At 71.0% G+C, this 15454-nt stretch carries 17 protein-coding genes; 9 read left to right on the top strand and 8 right to left on the bottom strand.

Translation table 11 applies throughout. The annotated features are described in order from the left end of the window. Positions 1–29 precede the first annotated feature (29 nt). Positions 30–1310, bottom strand: a complete 1281-nt coding sequence (locus tag STRAU_RS03765) for an extracellular solute-binding protein (RefSeq protein WP_016638905.1) — start codon at positions 1308–1310, stop codon at positions 30–32. Positions 1311–1577: 267 nt separating this feature from the next. Between STRAU_RS03765 and STRAU_RS03760 the strand changes: the two genes are divergently transcribed. Next, positions 1578–1793 carry a dodecin gene (locus STRAU_RS03760; protein WP_016638906.1) on the top strand — a complete coding sequence of 72 codons (216 nt, stop codon included), beginning with the start codon at positions 1578–1580 and terminating at the stop codon, positions 1791–1793. A 61-nt stretch (positions 1794–1854) separates the two neighbouring features. Here STRAU_RS03760 and STRAU_RS03755 read toward each other — a convergent pair whose 3' ends face one another. Further along, positions 1855–2316, bottom strand: a complete 462-nt coding sequence (locus STRAU_RS03755; RefSeq protein ID WP_037657375.1) for a phosphatase domain-containing protein — start codon at positions 2314–2316, stop codon at positions 1855–1857. Between the two features lie 189 nt (positions 2317–2505). Here STRAU_RS03755 and STRAU_RS03750 point away from each other — a divergent pair, with 189 nt between their 5' ends. Together STRAU_RS03750 and STRAU_RS03745 are read left to right on the top strand one after the other, a co-directional pair. Next, complete coding sequence (locus tag STRAU_RS03750) at positions 2506–2754, top strand: hypothetical protein (protein WP_158692006.1); 249 nt, start codon at positions 2506–2508, stop codon at positions 2752–2754. 130 nt (positions 2755–2884) lie between these two features. Next, complete coding sequence (locus tag STRAU_RS03745) at positions 2885–3718, top strand: hypothetical protein (RefSeq protein WP_037657363.1); 834 nt, start codon at positions 2885–2887, stop codon at positions 3716–3718. Positions 3719–3745: 27 nt separating this feature from the next. On the opposite strand, the gene STRAU_RS03740 is transcribed toward STRAU_RS03745, so the two are convergent. The 3 genes from STRAU_RS03740 to STRAU_RS03730 form a co-directional block, all read right to left on the bottom strand. Beyond that, entirely contained in the window at positions 3746–3979 is a 234-nt protein-coding gene (locus STRAU_RS03740) for a helix-turn-helix domain-containing protein (protein WP_016638901.1), read from the bottom strand. A 77-nt stretch (positions 3980–4056) separates the two neighbouring features. Next, entirely contained in the window at positions 4057–4641 is a 585-nt protein-coding gene (locus tag STRAU_RS03735; protein ID WP_016638900.1) for a DUF2975 domain-containing protein, read from the bottom strand. Positions 4642–4905: 264 nt separating this feature from the next. Continuing rightward, on the bottom strand, positions 4906–5403 hold the full coding sequence (locus tag STRAU_RS03730) for a peptidylprolyl isomerase (RefSeq protein ID WP_016638899.1): 498 nt from the start codon (positions 5401–5403) through the stop codon (positions 4906–4908). A 179-nt stretch (positions 5404–5582) separates the two neighbouring features. On the opposite strand from STRAU_RS03730, the gene STRAU_RS03725 reads away from it, so the two are divergent. The 5 genes from STRAU_RS03725 to STRAU_RS03710 all read left to right on the top strand — a co-directional run bounded on the left by STRAU_RS03725 (position 5583) and on the right by STRAU_RS03710 (position 11025). Beyond that, positions 5583–5972, top strand: coding sequence for an STAS domain-containing protein (locus STRAU_RS03725; protein ID WP_259299812.1), 390 nt, complete (start codon positions 5583–5585; stop codon positions 5970–5972). A gap of 33 nt (positions 5973–6005) precedes the next feature. Next, complete coding sequence (locus STRAU_RS03720) at positions 6006–7163, top strand: LLM class flavin-dependent oxidoreductase (protein ID WP_016638896.1); 1158 nt, start codon at positions 6006–6008, stop codon at positions 7161–7163. A gap of 42 nt (positions 7164–7205) precedes the next feature. Beyond that, positions 7206–9581: an ATP-binding cassette domain-containing protein gene (locus STRAU_RS03715; RefSeq protein WP_016638895.1), complete on the top strand. Its 2376-nt coding sequence runs from the start codon at positions 7206–7208 to the stop codon at positions 9579–9581. Between the two features lie 114 nt (positions 9582–9695). Next, the gene (locus STRAU_RS42210) at positions 9696–9872 is read left to right on the top strand and encodes a hypothetical protein (protein WP_158692005.1); all 177 of its coding nucleotides are present in this window, start codon (positions 9696–9698) and stop codon (positions 9870–9872) included. 163 nt (positions 9873–10035) lie between these two features. Further along, positions 10036–11025, top strand: coding sequence for an MBL fold metallo-hydrolase (locus STRAU_RS03710; protein WP_016638893.1), 990 nt, complete (start codon positions 10036–10038; stop codon positions 11023–11025). Between the two features lie 10 nt (positions 11026–11035). On the opposite strand, the gene STRAU_RS03705 is transcribed toward STRAU_RS03710, so the two are convergent. Genes STRAU_RS03705 through STRAU_RS03695 form a run of 3 tightly spaced genes read right to left on the bottom strand, consistent with a single transcriptional unit; the run spans position 11036 to position 14439 of the window. Continuing rightward, positions 11036–11782 (bottom strand): succinate dehydrogenase/fumarate reductase iron-sulfur subunit, encoded by a 747-nt coding sequence (locus STRAU_RS03705; RefSeq protein ID WP_016638892.1) that lies wholly within the window; start codon positions 11780–11782, stop codon positions 11036–11038. Next, positions 11779–13728, bottom strand: coding sequence for a fumarate reductase/succinate dehydrogenase flavoprotein subunit (locus STRAU_RS03700; RefSeq protein WP_016638891.1), 1950 nt, complete (start codon positions 13726–13728; stop codon positions 11779–11781). The genes STRAU_RS03705 and STRAU_RS03700 overlap by 4 nt, the downstream gene beginning before the upstream one ends. Positions 13729–13731: 3 nt before the next feature. After that, positions 13732–14439 carry a succinate dehydrogenase gene (locus STRAU_RS03695; RefSeq protein WP_052028937.1) on the bottom strand — a complete coding sequence of 236 codons (708 nt, stop codon included), beginning with the start codon at positions 14437–14439 and terminating at the stop codon, positions 13732–13734. A gap of 95 nt (positions 14440–14534) precedes the next feature. Between STRAU_RS03695 and STRAU_RS03690 the strand changes: the two genes are divergently transcribed. Beyond that, positions 14535–15410, top strand: a complete 876-nt coding sequence (locus STRAU_RS03690; protein ID WP_063890319.1) for a LysR family transcriptional regulator — start codon at positions 14535–14537, stop codon at positions 15408–15410. Positions 15411–15454 lie beyond the last annotated feature (44 nt).

Below are 15454 nucleotides of genomic sequence, written 5' to 3'. Positions count from 1 at the left end.
CCGGGGGGGGGCGGCGCCCCCCGGCGGCCTCACGGCCCCGTGGCGTCCAACGCCTTGGTGATCCGGCCGGAGGCCGCCTTGGCCTCGCGGGCCGGATCACCCCCGCCGAGCACCTTCGACATGTACGCCTTGATCGGGTTGTCGGCCTCCACCTCGGCCCACTGGGGCGAGGTGGGGGTGGCCCGCCCGCGCGCCGCCCCGGCGGCCATCGCGGCGACCCCGGCCTCGCCGGAGACCGCGGACGCCAGCGTCGTCTTGTTCGGCACGTAGTCCATGGTCCGCGCCAGATCCTTCTGCCACTTCTCGCCGGCGAGCGCCTTGACGACCTCGACGGCGCCCTTGCGCTCGTCGGTGCCGTCGCGCACGACGAGGTCGGAGCCGCCGGTGAACACGGCACCCGGCTTCCCGGCCGTCTTGCCGGGGATGGGGAAGTACCCGAGCTTGCCCTTCAGCTTCGGGTTCTCCTCCTCGATGGCGCGCGCGGTGCCCGGTACGGCGATGATCTGCGCGACGTCGCCCTTGGCGAACACCTCGGCCTGCGGCGGGTGTTCCTCGTCCGCGTCGGGCGGGCCGTCGCCGAGCGCCTGGAGCTGCTGGTAGAAGTCCATGCCGCGCAGCGCGGCGGGGGTGTCCAGAACGCCCTGCCAGGTGCCGGCCTTCTCCTTGGCGAGGTCGCCGCCCTCGTCCCAGATGAACCCGGCCAGCGTGTACCAGTCCTGTCCTGCCAGATAGATCCCCTGGGTCGCGCCGGAGTCGAGCCGCCGGGTGTCGGCGAGCCACTGCTGCCGCGTCTTCGGCGGCTGCTCGATCCCGGCCTCGCCGAACAGGTCCTTGTTGTAGATCACGACGCGGTTCGCGGCGTACCAGGGGACGCCGTACTGGCCGCCGTCGTAGCGCCCCGGCTCGGCGAGGCCCGGCAGCCAGTCCTCCATGCCGAGGTCGCGGGCGGACTCCAGCGTGAGGTCTTCGAGGCCGCCCTGGTCGACGTACTGGGCCACCTGGGTGTTGCCGACCTCGATGACGTCCGGGCCGTCGTCGTCCTTGAGGGCGGCCTCGACCTTCTCGCCGATGCCGGTCCACTCCTGGACGCTGATGTCGAGGTCGAGGTCGCCGTGCCGCTTCTCGAAGTCCTCCTCGAACCGCTTCATGAAGGCGTCCGACGCGCTGCCCCGCATCAGCCACACCTTCACGGTGCCGCCGTCGTCCCCGCCTCCCGGCAACACGCCGCAGCCGGGCAGCAGGGCCGTGGAGGCGAGGGCCAGGGTCAGGGACAGGGCGATGCGGGGGCGGCGCGGATTCACGTCGGTCACTTTCTTCCTGCGGACAGGACGGGGAGGCCCGACGTGGGGAAGAGCTTGAAGCTCGAACGGGTGTGCAGGATTTTGGTATGTACCAAGACGCCGGTCAAGGGGTGTGAGGGGTTTCGTGGCACTTCCGTGAAGACCGCGTGCCCGAACAGCGCCGTCCTCGTCAAGAGCGCGTGCCCACACCTTCGGCGCTTCCGCCGACAGGCCCGCGCGGATCCCCGGCACTACCGTGGAGGGCACCGCAACGCCGCGGAGAGGAGAAGCCCGCCCATGTCCGACCACACCTACCGGGTCACCGAGATCGTCGGCACCTCGCACGAAGGCGTCGACCAAGCCATCCGCAACGGCATCGAACGCGCCTCACAGACACTGCGCGGCCTCGACTGGTTCGAGGTCACCCAGGTGCGCGGCCACATCGAGGACGGACAGATCCAGCACTACCAGGTCTGCCTGAAGGTCGGATTCCGCCTGGAGGACGCCTCCTAGGAGCGCACCGCCCGCGCCCCGGCCGCACTCCCACCGCGCCCTGGACCCCGGGGCGCGGGCCTCACGTACGGCCTTCGCGCTCCTGCGCGTCGCGGAGTTCGGCCGACGCGGTCCCCCACCGCGCCCGCACCACCGTGAATCCGGCCTGCTCGGCGTCGGCGCACACCAACTCGTCGTCGTCCACGAGCATCCGGATCTCGCGATCGCGGGCGAGGCGGCGCAGGATCTCCAGCTTGGTGCGGCGCGCGGGCCGCCGGTCGCGGTCGGGCCGCATCCAGATCCGCCCCTCCGGCAGCCCCTGCGCGGCCAGCCACGCCTCGGTGTCGGCGCGGCAGCGCTCGGGCCGCCCGGTGAGATAGACGACCTCGCACTCCCGGGCGCTGTCCAGGACGAGCCGCACCCCGCGCGGCAGCGGCGGGTCGTCCGGCGCCGCCCCGAAGAAGGCGTCCCAGTCGCGCGGCCTGCGCTCCAGGAACCGCTGCCGGTGCGCGGTGTCCGCGAGGGTGCCGTCGAGGTCGAACACGGCGAGGGGCCGCTCGGCTGCGGCGCTGTCATACGTCGTCGACGCGTCGTCGTACGCGGCCGGAGTGTTGTCGTGGTGCGTCACGCGGCCAGCATAAGGAGCGAACGTACGAACACTTGGCCCGTTCCGTCCCGCACTCCGATGGGTGATCTGTCGTATCTTCGGCGCGGTCACGCCGTTGCTCAGAACGTGATCAAGCACACCATCGCCGCTGCCGCTCTGGCCGGCCTCGCACTGTCCGCACTGCCCGCGACCACCGCTTCGGCGGTCTCCACTCCGCGGACGACCCCGTCCGCCGTCATCTCCACCCAGGCACCCCTGTCGGCACTGGCCGACGGCGACGACCGGGGCGGCCACGACGACGACCGGAAGAAGGCCAAGAAGAGCAAGAAGAGCAAGAAGGCCAAGAAGACGCGGTACTTGGGCGACGACGACTGACTGATCGCCTCACCTGGGTTCGTCGGGGACGACGCCACTCAGCCGATCGGCGGGTAGCCGCGGTCGCCGGATCAGGGAATGCCTGAATCCGGCACCCGGCCACCCCGATCCGTGCAGCGAGGTACGAAGAGTGACGCGCGCGACAGACGCATCCAGTGACACAGATCGGAGCGCGGCGTCCGGCGACCGGCACGGCGGCCCGGGCCGCAAGATGCTGACCGCGGTCGTCCTGGCCGTCCCCGTCGGCAAGGTCGCCTGGGACGTCGGCGGCGGCGAGGCCACCTGGGAAGTGCTCACCGCCCTCGGACCGGCCGACTGGCCCGACATCCTCATCGGCATGGTGCTCACCAACGCCCCCCTCGCCGCCGTACTGGCGGTGATCGCTTCTCGCATGGTGTACGCCTACTTCGCGGCCCGAAGCGCCGCCTCACCGCACGGGCGCGACACCGCCTCACAGCACGGCGACGACACCGACTCACCCCACGGCCCCGGTTGGAGGGCCGTCGCGTGGTCCGTCCTGCGCATCGCGGTCAATCCCCTGGCCACGGCCGTGCTCATCGCCGTGTTCTTCGGACCCTGGTGGGGGCTGGCCACCGGCGCCGTCAGCCTGGCCCTGCGTCAGGGAGTCACCTTCCGCTACCGGACGCGGCGCGTCGTCAGCCGACCGCGAGCAACTTGGCAGGACCGCGTCGCCGCGGGCGAGCGGTGGGTCACAGGTGTGCTGGCCGGGATCGTGCTGCCCGTCACCGCCTTGGTGGGCGCTCTCGACGGCCGGTCCTGGTCACCGGTGCTCCAGTGCACCGTGGACTCCGGCCACGGCGCCGAGCGTGCCCGCCTGATCGAGCTGGGCCGCAAGGGCAACGGAGTCGTGGGCTGGGATTTGGAGGCCCACGAGGTGGTCAACGGCCTGGCCTGCGGCAACACGGGAACCCTTGCCGTGCGCGAGCCGTGGTGGCGCAGCTGACGGACCCGGCCCGCAGCGGGTGGCCGGTTAGTCCGGCTCGGCGGGGTCGTGGGTGATCAGGTCTCCCGGCTGGCACTGGAGGACCTCGCAGATCCTCGACAGGGTCGAGAAGCGGATGGCCTTGGCCCGCCCGTTCTTGAGTACGGACAGGTTGACCACGGTGATGTCCACCCGGGCGGACAGTTCGGTGAGCGTCATGCCGCGCTCGGCGAGGAGCCGGTCGAGGTGGATCCGGATCGCGTGGAGTTCCTCTTCGGGCATCAGGCCGCCCCTTCGAGTCCGGGCATCAGGCCGTCCCTTCGAGTCCGGGCATCAAACGGTCCCTTCGGATCCGGGCATCAGATCGTCCCTTCGAGGTCCTCTCGCATGCGCACGCCCTCGCGCATGATCTTCCCCATGATCACAGCGGCGAGTCCGGCGAGGACGAGGGCCTGCGGCCCGGTGACCGTCGGCCCGGAACCGATGACCGGTGCCATGCTCGCGCTGAGCCAGGACTGCGACCAGCCGACGACGAGTCCGGCCAGCGGCGTGCCCGCGGCGACGAACCAGCCCAGTACAGAGAGGCGTTGCGCGACCGCGTCGGTGAACGGCCCCTGCAGCAGCACTGCTTTCAGCAGCCGGTGGAAGAGCAGCAGCGCGAGGGAGGCGAACAGCAGCCAGGGCAGTTGGCCCCCGAGGTCGGCGGCGCGCTGCCCCACGGAGGGACTGTCCTGGCACAGGCGCGTGGCGCTGCTGGACGCCTCCACGCCCGCGCCGATCGGCAGGTCGTCCGGCAGTGAGGCATTGGCCCAGAAGCCTGTCTCCACGCAGACCGCCCCGTCGTCGAGCATGTGCGTGACCGCCGTGCCGAGGAAAGCGAGCCCGCAGAGCACCGCCAGCGCGAAGGCGACCGAGGACAGGGCCCTCGTGAGTCGTGTGTTCACCGCATCCGTCCTATCGATTTTCGATATGCCCAAGACTAGAGGAGCATATCGATATTCGACAAGTCCACGCCGCCGGCGAAGCCGCCTCTCACACGGGGATCCATGCTCTTGCCGGGCGCCGAAAGGGCCCGACTGCCAGTGGCAGTCGGGCCCAGGTGCCGCGGAGATCAGGCTCAAGCCTTGTGGATCTTCCAGTCCGTGACGGGCGGGTGCGCGGCCGGAACAGTACGTCGAGCCGGCCCCGCCGCCCGGGGTGGGGGGGTGTTACTCCCCCACGACGCCCGAGGAAGCGATCACGATCTTCGCCCGGGTCGCGCCGGAGTGCGAGCCCAGGGATTCGATCTTCGTGACCAGGTCCTGGCCCTCGACGACCTCGCCGAAGACCACGTGCTTGCCGTCCAGCCACGGCGTGAGCACCGTGGTGATGAAGAACTGCGAGCCGTTGGAGTCCTTGCCGGAGTTGGCCATGGACAGCAGGAACGGCTTGTCGTGCTTGAGCTCGAAGTTCTCGTCGGCGAACTTCCCGCCGTAGATGCTCTTGCCGCCGGTGCCGTCGCCCCGGGTGAAGTCGCCGCCCTGGAGCATGAAGTCCGGGATGACCCGGTGGAAGCCCGAGCCCTCGTATCCGTAGCCGTGCTGACCGGTGGCCAGCTCACGGAAGTTCCGCGTCGTCCTGGGAACGACGTCGTCGTACAGCTTGAAGACGATCCGCCCCGCGGCGTCGCCGTCGATGGTGATGTCGAAGAAGATGTTGGTAGACATGGGCCGATCCTGTCACGGCCCCGGCCTGTTGCCCGTGTCGCCCTCCGGCCGGGCCGCCTAGCAGCAGGGCCATGACGCCCGCAGCATGTCGGCACAACCCGTCTGTAAACCGGCACCTCTCACTATCGTGTCCTTGAAACGCCGACCCAGATCTCGTTGGCATCCAGTCCCACGGAGACGTGCCTACGGAGAAGAGGGTCACCATGGCCTCGCCCCTTGCAGTGGCCTGCGTCAAGGAAGTCCGCCCCCACGGAGACGGCGTCCTGGTCGTCCTCTGCGGCGAAATCGACATCGCCACGGCCCCCGGAATCACCGGCTGCCTCGACGAACTCACGCACACCGGCGGTATCGACCTGCTCATCGACCTGGAGCCGGTCGATTTCATGGACGGCGCCGGCGTCCACCTCCTGAACCGCGTCCAGGACCGGACCAGCGGCCGCCACGGACGCCTGCGCCTGATCTGCACCCGCCCCACGACCCTCCAGCTGCTCCACCATCCATGGCTGCGCCTGAGCTTCGACATCCTGGACCGGCTGCCCGCACCCGTACCTCCCGAGGCGGTGGCCTGACCGGCGCGGAACAGCGCGGAGAGCAGAATCACTTTGCCCGCGCCACCGGCCTGGCGGATCATGGAAGCAGCGCAGGAGATCAGCCGGGTGACAGCCGGACCCCACTCCCCCGGAGCAGCCGTGCACGGTCAACAGCAGAGCGACGCCCCGCGGACGCCGGGTGCCCGTGCCGAAGGCGTGCGGTTCTCCGTGCTCGATCGCTCCCGCACCCGCGAGGGACACGACGGCACGCAGGCCCTGCGGGACACCGTCGCCCTCGCCCAGGAGCTGGAGGCGCTCGGCTATCACCGGCTCTGGGTGTCCGAGCACCACGGCGTGCCCGGCGTCGCCGGTTCGGCGCCGACGGTGCTCGCGGCGGCGGTCGCCGCGGCCACGCGGACGATCCGGGTGGGCACGGGCGGCGTGATGCTGCCGAACCATCAGCCGCTGGTGGTGGCCGAGCAGTTCGGGGTGCTCGAAGCGCTGTTCCCGGGGCGGATCGACATGGGGCTCGGGCGTTCCGTCGGGTTCACGGACGGCGTGCGCAGGGCGCTGGGCCGCGACAAGCACGACGCGGACGACTTCGCCGCGCACCTGACCGAGCTGCTCGGCTGGTTCCGCGGCACGTCGGACACGGGTGTGCACGCGCGCCCGGCCGAGGGCCTGAGCGTCCCTCCGTACGTCCTGGCCATCGGCGAGGGAGCCCGGATCGCGGCGGAGGCGGGGCTTCCGATGGTCGTCGGCGACATCCGGGGCCGCGACAAGATGCTCGCCGCCATCGAGCGCTACCGCGCCGCGTTCCGGCCCTCCGCCTGGTCGGACGAGCCGTACGTGGTCGTCTCCGGCACCATCGCCGTCGCGGACTCCGAGGAGGCGGCCCGTCGGCTGCTCATACCCGAAGCCTGGTCGATGGCCTACTCCCGCACCCACGGCACCTTCCCGCCGCTGCCGCCCGCCGAGCGCGTCGAAGAGCTCGCGGCGACCGGCGCCATGACGGACAAGGAGCGCGGTTTCTACGAGTCCGGGCTCCGCGGACACCTCCACGGCACCGAGGAGCAGGTCGCCGCCGAGCTGGAGACGCTGCTCAAGGAGAGCGACGCGCAGGAGGTTCTCGTGACGACGAGCACGTACGACCGCGAGGCCCTCCGCGACTCCTTCCGGCGCCTCGCACGAGTGGCGGGCCTGCGGGGTGCGGAACCGCCCCGGGCCTAGAATCGTGGGGTTTGCCCCCGATCCGCGTACGGAGCCCGCCCCATGCCCAGCCGCCGCCCCGCCCACGACCACGATCCTTTCGTACGGGTCCGGGGTGCCCGCGAGCACAATCTGCGCGGGGTCGACGTGGACGTTCCGCGCGATGTCATCGCCGTCTTCACCGGGGTCTCCGGCTCCGGGAAGTCCTCGCTGGCCTTCGGGACGATCTACGCGGAGGCGCAGCGGCGCTACTTCGAGTCGGTCGCGCCGTACGCGCGCCGCCTGATCCACCAGGTGGGCGCGCCGAAGGTCGGGGAGATCACGGGGCTGCCGCCCGCGGTCTCGCTCCAGCAGCGGCGCGCGGCGCCCACGTCCCGCTCGTCGGTGGGCACGGTCACGACGCTCTCCAACTCGCTGCGGATGCTCTTCTCCCGTGCGGGCGACTATCCGGAGGGCGCGGAACGGCTCGACTCCGACGCGTTCTCACCGAACACGGCGGCCGGGGCCTGCCCGGAGTGCCACGGCCTCGGCAAGGTGCACCGCACGACGGAGGAACTGCTCGTACCCGACCCCTCGCTGTCCATCCGCGAGGGCGCGATCGCCGCCTGGCCCGGCGCCTGGCAGGGCAAGAACCTGCGCGACGTGCTCGACACTCTCGGCCACGACGTGGACCGCCCGTGGCGCGAGCTGCCGCAGGCCGACCGCGACTGGATCCTGTTCACCGACGAGCAGCCGGTCGTCACCGTGCACCCCGTGCGCGAGGCGGGCCGCATCCAACGCCCGTACCAGGGCACGTACATGAGCGCGCGGCGCTATGTGATGAAGACGTTCGCCGACTCCAAGAGCCAGACGCTGCGCGCGAAGGCCGAGCGCTTCCTGGCCAGTGAGCCGTGCCCGGCCTGCGGCGGCAGCCGGTTGCGGCCGGAGGCGATGGCGGTCACGTTCGCGGGCCGCACCATCGCGGAGCTGTCCGCGCTGCCGCTGTCCGAGCTCGCCAAGTCCCTTGAGGAGGCGGCGGGTTCGGGCTCGGGCGCGGCCGGCGCGGAGACGGCCGAAGTCCTCACCGCCGACCTCCTCGCCCGCATCGGCACGATCACCGAGCTGGGCCTCGGCTATCTCTCGCCCGACCGGGCCACTCCCACCCTCTCGGCGGGCGAGCTGCAACGCCTGCGTCTGGCCACGCAGTTGCGCTCGGGCCTCTTCGGCGTCGTGTACGTCCTGGACGAACCGTCGGCCGGACTGCATCCCGCCGACACCGAGTCGCTGCTCACCGTCCTGGACCGGCTCAAGGCGGCGGGCAACTCGGTGTTCGTGGTCGAGCACCATCTGGACGTGATGCGGCACGCGGACTGGCTGGTCGACGTGGGGCCGATGGCGGGCGAGCACGGCGGGCGGGTGCTGCACAGCGGTCCAGTGGCCGATCTCGAGGCGGTGCCGGAATCGGCGACGGCCCGCTTCCTGTTCGACCGGAAACCCATGACGGTACGTCAGGTCCGCACGCCGAGCGGCTGGTTGAAGGTCGGGCCGGTGTCGCGGCACAACCTGCGGGACGTGACGGCGGAGTTCCCGCTGGGTGTGTTCACGGCGGTGACGGGGGTCTCAGGGTCGGGCAAGTCCACCCTGATCGGCGAGATCACGGAGGAGACGGCAGGCGTGGACCGCCTCGTGTGCGTGGACCAGAAGCCGATCGGCCGCACCCCGCGCTCCAACCTCGCCACGTACACCGGCCTCTTCGACGTCGTACGCAAGGTCTTCGCCGACACGGACGAGGCCCGGGCGCGCGGCTACGGCGTGGGCCGCTTCTCCTTCAACGTGGCGGGCGGGCGCTGCGAGACGTGCCAGGGCGAGGGGTTCGTGAGCGTCGAGCTGCTCTTCCTGCCCAGTACGTACGCCCCGTGCCCGGACTGCGGGGGCGCCCGCTACAACCCCGAGACCCTCCAGGTCACCCACGGCGGACTGACCATCGCGCAGGTCCTCGACCTCACCGTCGAGGCCGCCGCCGGCTTCTTCGCCGAGACCCCCGCCGTGCTGCGCAGCCTGCGCACCCTCCTCGACGTCGGTCTCGGCTATCTGCGGCTCGGGCAGCCCGCGACGGAGCTCTCCGGCGGGGAGGCGCAGCGGATCAAGCTGGCCAGTGAGCTGCAGCGGGTGCGGCGGGGGCACACCCTCTACCTCCTCGACGAGCCCACCGCGGGGCTGCATCCCGCGGATGTGGAGGTACTGGTGGGGCGGTTGCACGAGTTGGTCGACGCCGGGCACTCCGTGGTGGTCGTCGAGCACGACATGGCCGTGGTGGGCGGGGCGGACTGGGTGGTGGACCTGGGGCCCGGGGGCGGTGCGGCCGGAGGGCGCGTGGTGGCCGCGGGAGCCCCGGCCGACGTGGCCGGGGTCGCCGGGAGCCGGACGGGGCCGTACCTGGCACGGGCGTTGGGGCGGTAGCCCCGGGGCGTTCCCCGGACGCGCTGGTCACCCGTTTGCATCCCACGTGTCGTGAGAGTGGGGCTCCTGGGGCAACGTGGATCACGACCAAGCCCGCAACCCTTTGGAGGGCCCATGCGTATCCGAACCGCAATCGTGACCGTCGCCCTGGCCGCCGCCGCCGTTCTGGGGAGCTCCAGCGCCGCCTCCGCCAACGACCCCGACCCCGGCAACCACGACGGCGCCACCGGCATTGGCCTCAACCTCCTTTGCGGCCTCGGTGTCCTCGGCTCAGGCAGCTGCGACAACTAGTACGCGGATGCTCGCACCGCCTCCTCGCCGTCAACCGGCCCGAGGAGGCGGTGCGTTCAGCTGCCGCTCTCCCTCCGTAGCCTGCGGTGATAGCTGAACTCGTATCGATCCGCGACCCATTCGCTCTTGGACATGATGGCGCGTCACCTGCTTCGCTGCCGTCATGGACACTCACGGGAGACCCACCAGCCCCGGCCGCCGCGTTCTGCTGCGCGGTGCCGCCCTCGGCGCGGCCGCGCCCCTGATACCCGCCGCCGCGTCCGCCGACAGCGGCCGGCGTCCCGCCCACGGCGCCGCCGCCTCGTACCGCTGGCTCGGCACCTCGGGCTGGCGGATCGACGTGGGTGCGGGGACCGGGCCGAAGAAGACCGTGCTCGTCGATCCATACGTCACGCGCTTCCCCACCGGCCTCTTCAGCGGCCGCTTCGACGCCGCGACGCCGCTGCGTACGGACGAGGCGCTGGTGCGGCGGCACGCGGGGAGGCCCGAGGTCGTCCTCGTCACCCACAGCCACTGGGATCACTTCAACGACGTTCCCTACCTGGCCCGTTCGACGGGGGCGCGGGTCGTCGGCACGGAGACGACGTATCACCTGCTGCGGGCCCTCGGGGTGGACGGCGGGCAGATCTCGGTGGTCAAGGGCGGGGAGGTGCTCGACTTCGGCGGGTACGTCGTCGAGGTCGCCGCCTCGCTGCACAGCCGCAACGCCAAGTACTCCTACTTCGCGCCCGGCACCCTGCACGCCCCGCCGGCCGCGGCCCCGAAGACGGTGGCCGACCTGCCGGAAGGGGACACCCTGTCCTTCAAGGTGACGCCGGCGGGCGGCCCTTCGGCGCTGTTCATGGGGGCGAGCAACTTCGACGAGCGGGCCTTCCGGGGGCTCGCGCCCGACATCGCGATGGTGGCGGTGGCGTCGAGCAGGGCGACGTACCAGTACGTGCCGCGGCTGCTCGACGCGCTCGGCCGGCCCGGCGTGGTCGTGCCGGTGCACTGGGACGACTTCGAGCGGCCGCTGAGCGAGGGGCCGGTCGCCGACAGCGGGACGGACCTCGACGCGTTCGCCGCCGAGGTCCGTCGTGCGAGTCCGCGCTCGCGTGTGGTCGTTCCGGACTACCGGACGGTGTACGGGGCCGACTTCAAAGACAGGCCCTGAGGCCGGGCCGCTAGCGGCTCACCTTGCGCGTCGCCCGCAGCCACTCCTTGTTCATCGCCGCGATCGACGGCAGCGGGATGCCCTTCGGGCAGGCCGTCGCGCACTCGCCGGTGAGGGTGCAGCCGCCGAAGCCCTCCGTGTCCATCTGGGCGACCATGTCGAGGACGCGGGTCTCGCGCTCCGGGGCGCCCTGCGGCAGCACGTTGAGGTGGTTGACCTTGGCGGAGGTGAACAGCATCGCCGAGCCGTTGGGGCAGGCCGCGACGCAGGCGCCGCAGCCGATGCATTCGGCGTGCTCGAAGGCGAAGTCCGCGTCCGGCTTGGGCACGGCGGTCGCGTGCGCCTCCGGGGCCGAGCCGGTGGGGGCGCTGATGTAGCCGCCGGACTGGATGATGCGGTCGAAGGCGGAGCGGTCGACGACCAGGTCCTTGATGACCGGGAAGGCGGCCGCCCGCCACGGCTCGATGTCGATGGTGTCGCCGTCCTTGAAGGACCGCATGTGCAACTGGCAGGTCGTGGTGCGCTCGGGGCCGTGCGCGTCGCCGTTGATGACTAGCGAGCACGCGCCGCAGATGCCCTCGCGGCAGTCGTGGTCGAAGGCGACCGGCTCCTCACCCTTGACGATGAGCTCTTCGTTGAGGGTGTCGAGCATCTCCAGGAAGGACATGTCGGAGGAGATGTTGTCCACCTCGTACGTGGACATCGCGCCGTCGGCGTCGGCGTTCTTCTGGCGCCAGACGCGCAGGGTGAGCTTCATGCGTAGCTCCGCTGAGTGGGGTGGACGTACTCGAAGGTCAGGTCTTCCTTGTGGAGCACCGGGGCGTCGCCGGTCGCGGTGAACTCCCAGGCGGCGGCGTACGAGAAGTCCTCGTCGACGCGGGCGGCCTCGCCGTCGGGGGTCTGGGACTCCTCGCGGAAGTGACCGCCGCAGGACTCGGCGCGGTGCAGCGCGTCGAGGCACATCAGCTCGGCGAGCTCCAGGTAGTCGACGATGCGGTTGGCCTTCTCCAGCGACTGGTTGAACTCCTCGCCGGTGCCGGGCACCTTGATGCGGCGCCAGAACTCCTCGCGGATCTGCGGGATGCGCTCCAGGGCCTTGCGCAGTCCGGTCTCCGTGCGGGCCATGCCGCAGAACTCCCACATCAGCTCGCCGAGTTCGCGGTGGAAGGAGTCGGGGGTGCGGTCGCCGTCGACGGCGAGGAGGAGGTTCAGACGGTCCTCGGTCTCCGACAGGACCTCCTGGACGGCCGGGTGTTCGGCGTCCACCTCGTCCTTGTGCGGGTTGCGCGCCAGGTAGTCGTTGATGGTCGAGGGCAGCACGAAGTAGCCGTCGGCGAGGCCCTGCATCAGGGCGGAGGCGCCGAGGCGGTTCGCGCCGTGGTCGGAGAAGTTGGCCTCACCGATCGCGAACAGGCCGGGCACGGTGGTCTGGAGGTCGTAGTCGACCCACAGGCCGCCCATCGTGTAGTGCACGGCCGGGTAGATCCGCATCGGCACCTCGTACGGATCCTCGTCGGTGATCCGCTGGTACATGTCGAAGAGGTTGCCGTACTTGGCCTCCACCGCCTTGCGGCCCATGCGCAGAATCGCGTCCGCGAAGTCCAGGTACACGCCCTGGCCGCCGGGGCCCACTCCCCTGCCCTCGTCGCAGACGTTCTTCGCGGCACGCGAGGCGATGTCGCGGGGCACGAGGTTGCCGAAGGACGGGTAGATGCGCTCCAGGTAGTAGTCGCGCTCGTCCTCGGGAATCTCGTTCGCCGGGCGGGTGTCGCCCTTGGCCTTGGGCACCCAGATGCGGCCGTCGTTGCGCAGCGACTCGCTCATCAGCGTGAGCTTGGACTGGTGGTCGCCGGTGCGCGGGATGCAGGTGGGGTGGATCTGCGTGAAGCAGGGGTTGGCGAAGTAGGCGCCGCGGCGGTGGGCCCGCCACACGGCCGTCGCGTTGGAGTTCATGGCGTTCGTCGACAGGTAGAAGACGTTGCCGTAGCCGCCGGACGCGAGGACGACGGCGTCCGCGAAGTACGTGTCGATCCTGCCGGTGACGAGGTCGCGGGCGACGATGCCGCGCGCCCGGCCGTCCACGACGATGACGTCCAGCATCTCCGTACGCGGGTGCATCTCGACGTTGCCCGCGGCGATCTGCCTCGAAAGCGCCTGGTACGCGCCGAGGAGCAGCTGCTGTCCCGTCTGGCCGCGCGCGTAGAACGTACGCGAGACCTGCACGCCGCCGAAGGAGCGGGTGTCGAGCAGGCCGCCGTACTCGCGGGCGAACGGCACGCCCTGGGCGACGCACTGATCGATGATCTCGACGGAGATCTGCGCGAGGCGGTGCACGTTGGACTCGCGGGCGCGGAAGTCGCCGCCCTTGACCGTGTCGTAGAACAGGCGGTGGATGGAGTCGCCGTCGTTGCGGTAGTTCTTCGCGGCGTTGATGCCGCCCTGCGCGGCGATGGAGTGGGCGCGGCGCGGCGAGTCCTGGTAGCAGAACTGCACGACGTGGTAGCCCTGTTCGGCGAGCGTGGCGCCCGCGGAGCCGCCCGCGAGGCCGGTGCCGACGACGATCACGGTGTGCTTGCGGCGGTTGGCGGGGTTGACCAGCTTGGCCTCGAAGCGGCGGGTGTCCCAGCGCTCGGCGATGGGACCCTCGGGCGCCTTGGCGTCGACGACGGGCTCGCCGGTGGTGTACTCGGCATAGGAATTCATCGGTCAGCTCACCACTCCGGTCATGACACCGACGGGTACGGAGACGAAGCCCACGGTCAGCAGCAGCGCGAGGCCGTTGGCGCAGGTCTTCAGGAAGCGGTCGCGGGACGCGTTGCCCACGCCGAGGGTCTGGGCGGCGCTCCAGAAGCCGTGCCGGACGTGGAAGCCGAGGGCCACCACGGCCGTGATGTAGATGACGTTGCCGTACCAGGTGGAGAAGGTGTCGATCACGTTCTGGTACGGGTGCAGGTGCTCGTACGTGCCCGGGTGCACGGTGCCCGTGGTCAGGTCCAGGATGTGCCAGACGATGAACAGGCCCAGGATGATGCCGCCCCAGCGCATGGTGCGGGTCGCGTAGCTGGCGCGCGGCTTCTTGTGGACGTACTTGCTGGGGCGTGCCTTGATGTCGCGGCGGCTGAGCTGGTACGCGGACACGGCGTGCGCGACGACGGCGGCGACGAGTCCGACGCGCACGACCCACAGGGTCCACTCCCAGCGCATCACGGGCTCGCCGAGGGTGCGCAGCCAGTGCGCGTAGTGGTTGAAGTCGCCGGGCCCGAAGAAGATCTTCAGGTTTCCGATCATGTGGGCGACCAGGTAGAGCAGCATGATCAGGCCGCTCACCGCCATCACGGTCTTCTTGCCGACGGTGGAGTCCCACACCGTGCGCGGGAGGGACGGCCGTCGGTCGGTCCGCGTTGCCAGAGCCATGTCACGAACGCTACGGCCGAAGGTCCCGATCAGTCCAAGAGATGGTCCCGCTCATCTCCATAGGACTTGCCTATGACTGTCGTATCGTGGTCCGCATGCAGTTCCAGCAGCTTCTGTACTTCGTCGCGGTCGCCGAGACCCGCCACTTCACCCGGGCCGCCGAGCAGGTGCACGTCTCGCAGCCGTCGCTGTCGCAGCAGGTGCGTGCCCTGGAGAAGGAGCTGGGCGCCGAGCTGTTCAGCCGGGCGCGCGGGAACATCGCGCTCACCGACGCGGGCGAGGCGCTGCTTCCGCTGGCGCGCCGCATCCTCGCCGACGCCGACACCGCGCGCATCGAGGTGCAGGAGCTGGCGCAGCTGCGCCGGGGCCGGGTGCGGCTCGGGGCGACGCCGAGCGTCTGCACGGGTCTGCTGCCGCAGGTCCTGCGCGACTTCCACGACCGGCACCCCGGCATCCAGCTCCTGATCGAGGAGGGCGGCAGCCACGACCTGGTCCGCGAGCTCGCGCGCGGGGCCCTGGACCTGGCCCTGGTGGTGCTGCCGCTGCCGACGCCGTCGCCCGCCCTGACGACGGTGGAGCTGCTGCGCGAGGATCTGGTCGTGGTGTCGTCACCGGACGCGCCCGGCCTCGGCGCGTCCGCACGCGTCGCCGACCTCCAGGGCGAGCGCCTTGTGATGTTCCGGCACGGCTACGACCTGCGCGAGCTCACGGTCGCCGCCTGCCGCGCGGAGGGCTTCGAGCCCGAATTCGCCGTCGAGGGCGGCGAGATGGACGCCGTGCTCGGCTTCGTCCGCGCGGGCCTGGGCGTCGCCGTCGTCCCCCGCATGGTCGCCGAGCGCGCCGGCAGCGGCCTCCGCATGACCCCGCTGTCACGCCCCAAACTGCGCCGCACCATCGCCCTCGCCCACCGCAGCGACGTGGCCCCACCACGGGCGGCACGGGAGCTCCAGCAAATGCTGCTGGCCCGGTGACGCGCGGGGAGCCGCGGACAGACCCGGGCCCCGAAGGGGCGCGG

It is taken from the genome of Streptomyces aurantiacus JA 4570 (assembly GCF_000414115.1).
Classification (GTDB): Bacteria; Actinomycetota; Actinomycetes; order Streptomycetales; family Streptomycetaceae; genus Streptomyces; species Streptomyces aurantiacus_A.
The sequence above is the reverse complement of the archived record's forward strand: the minus strand, read 5'-3'. Positions and strand labels throughout refer to the sequence as shown.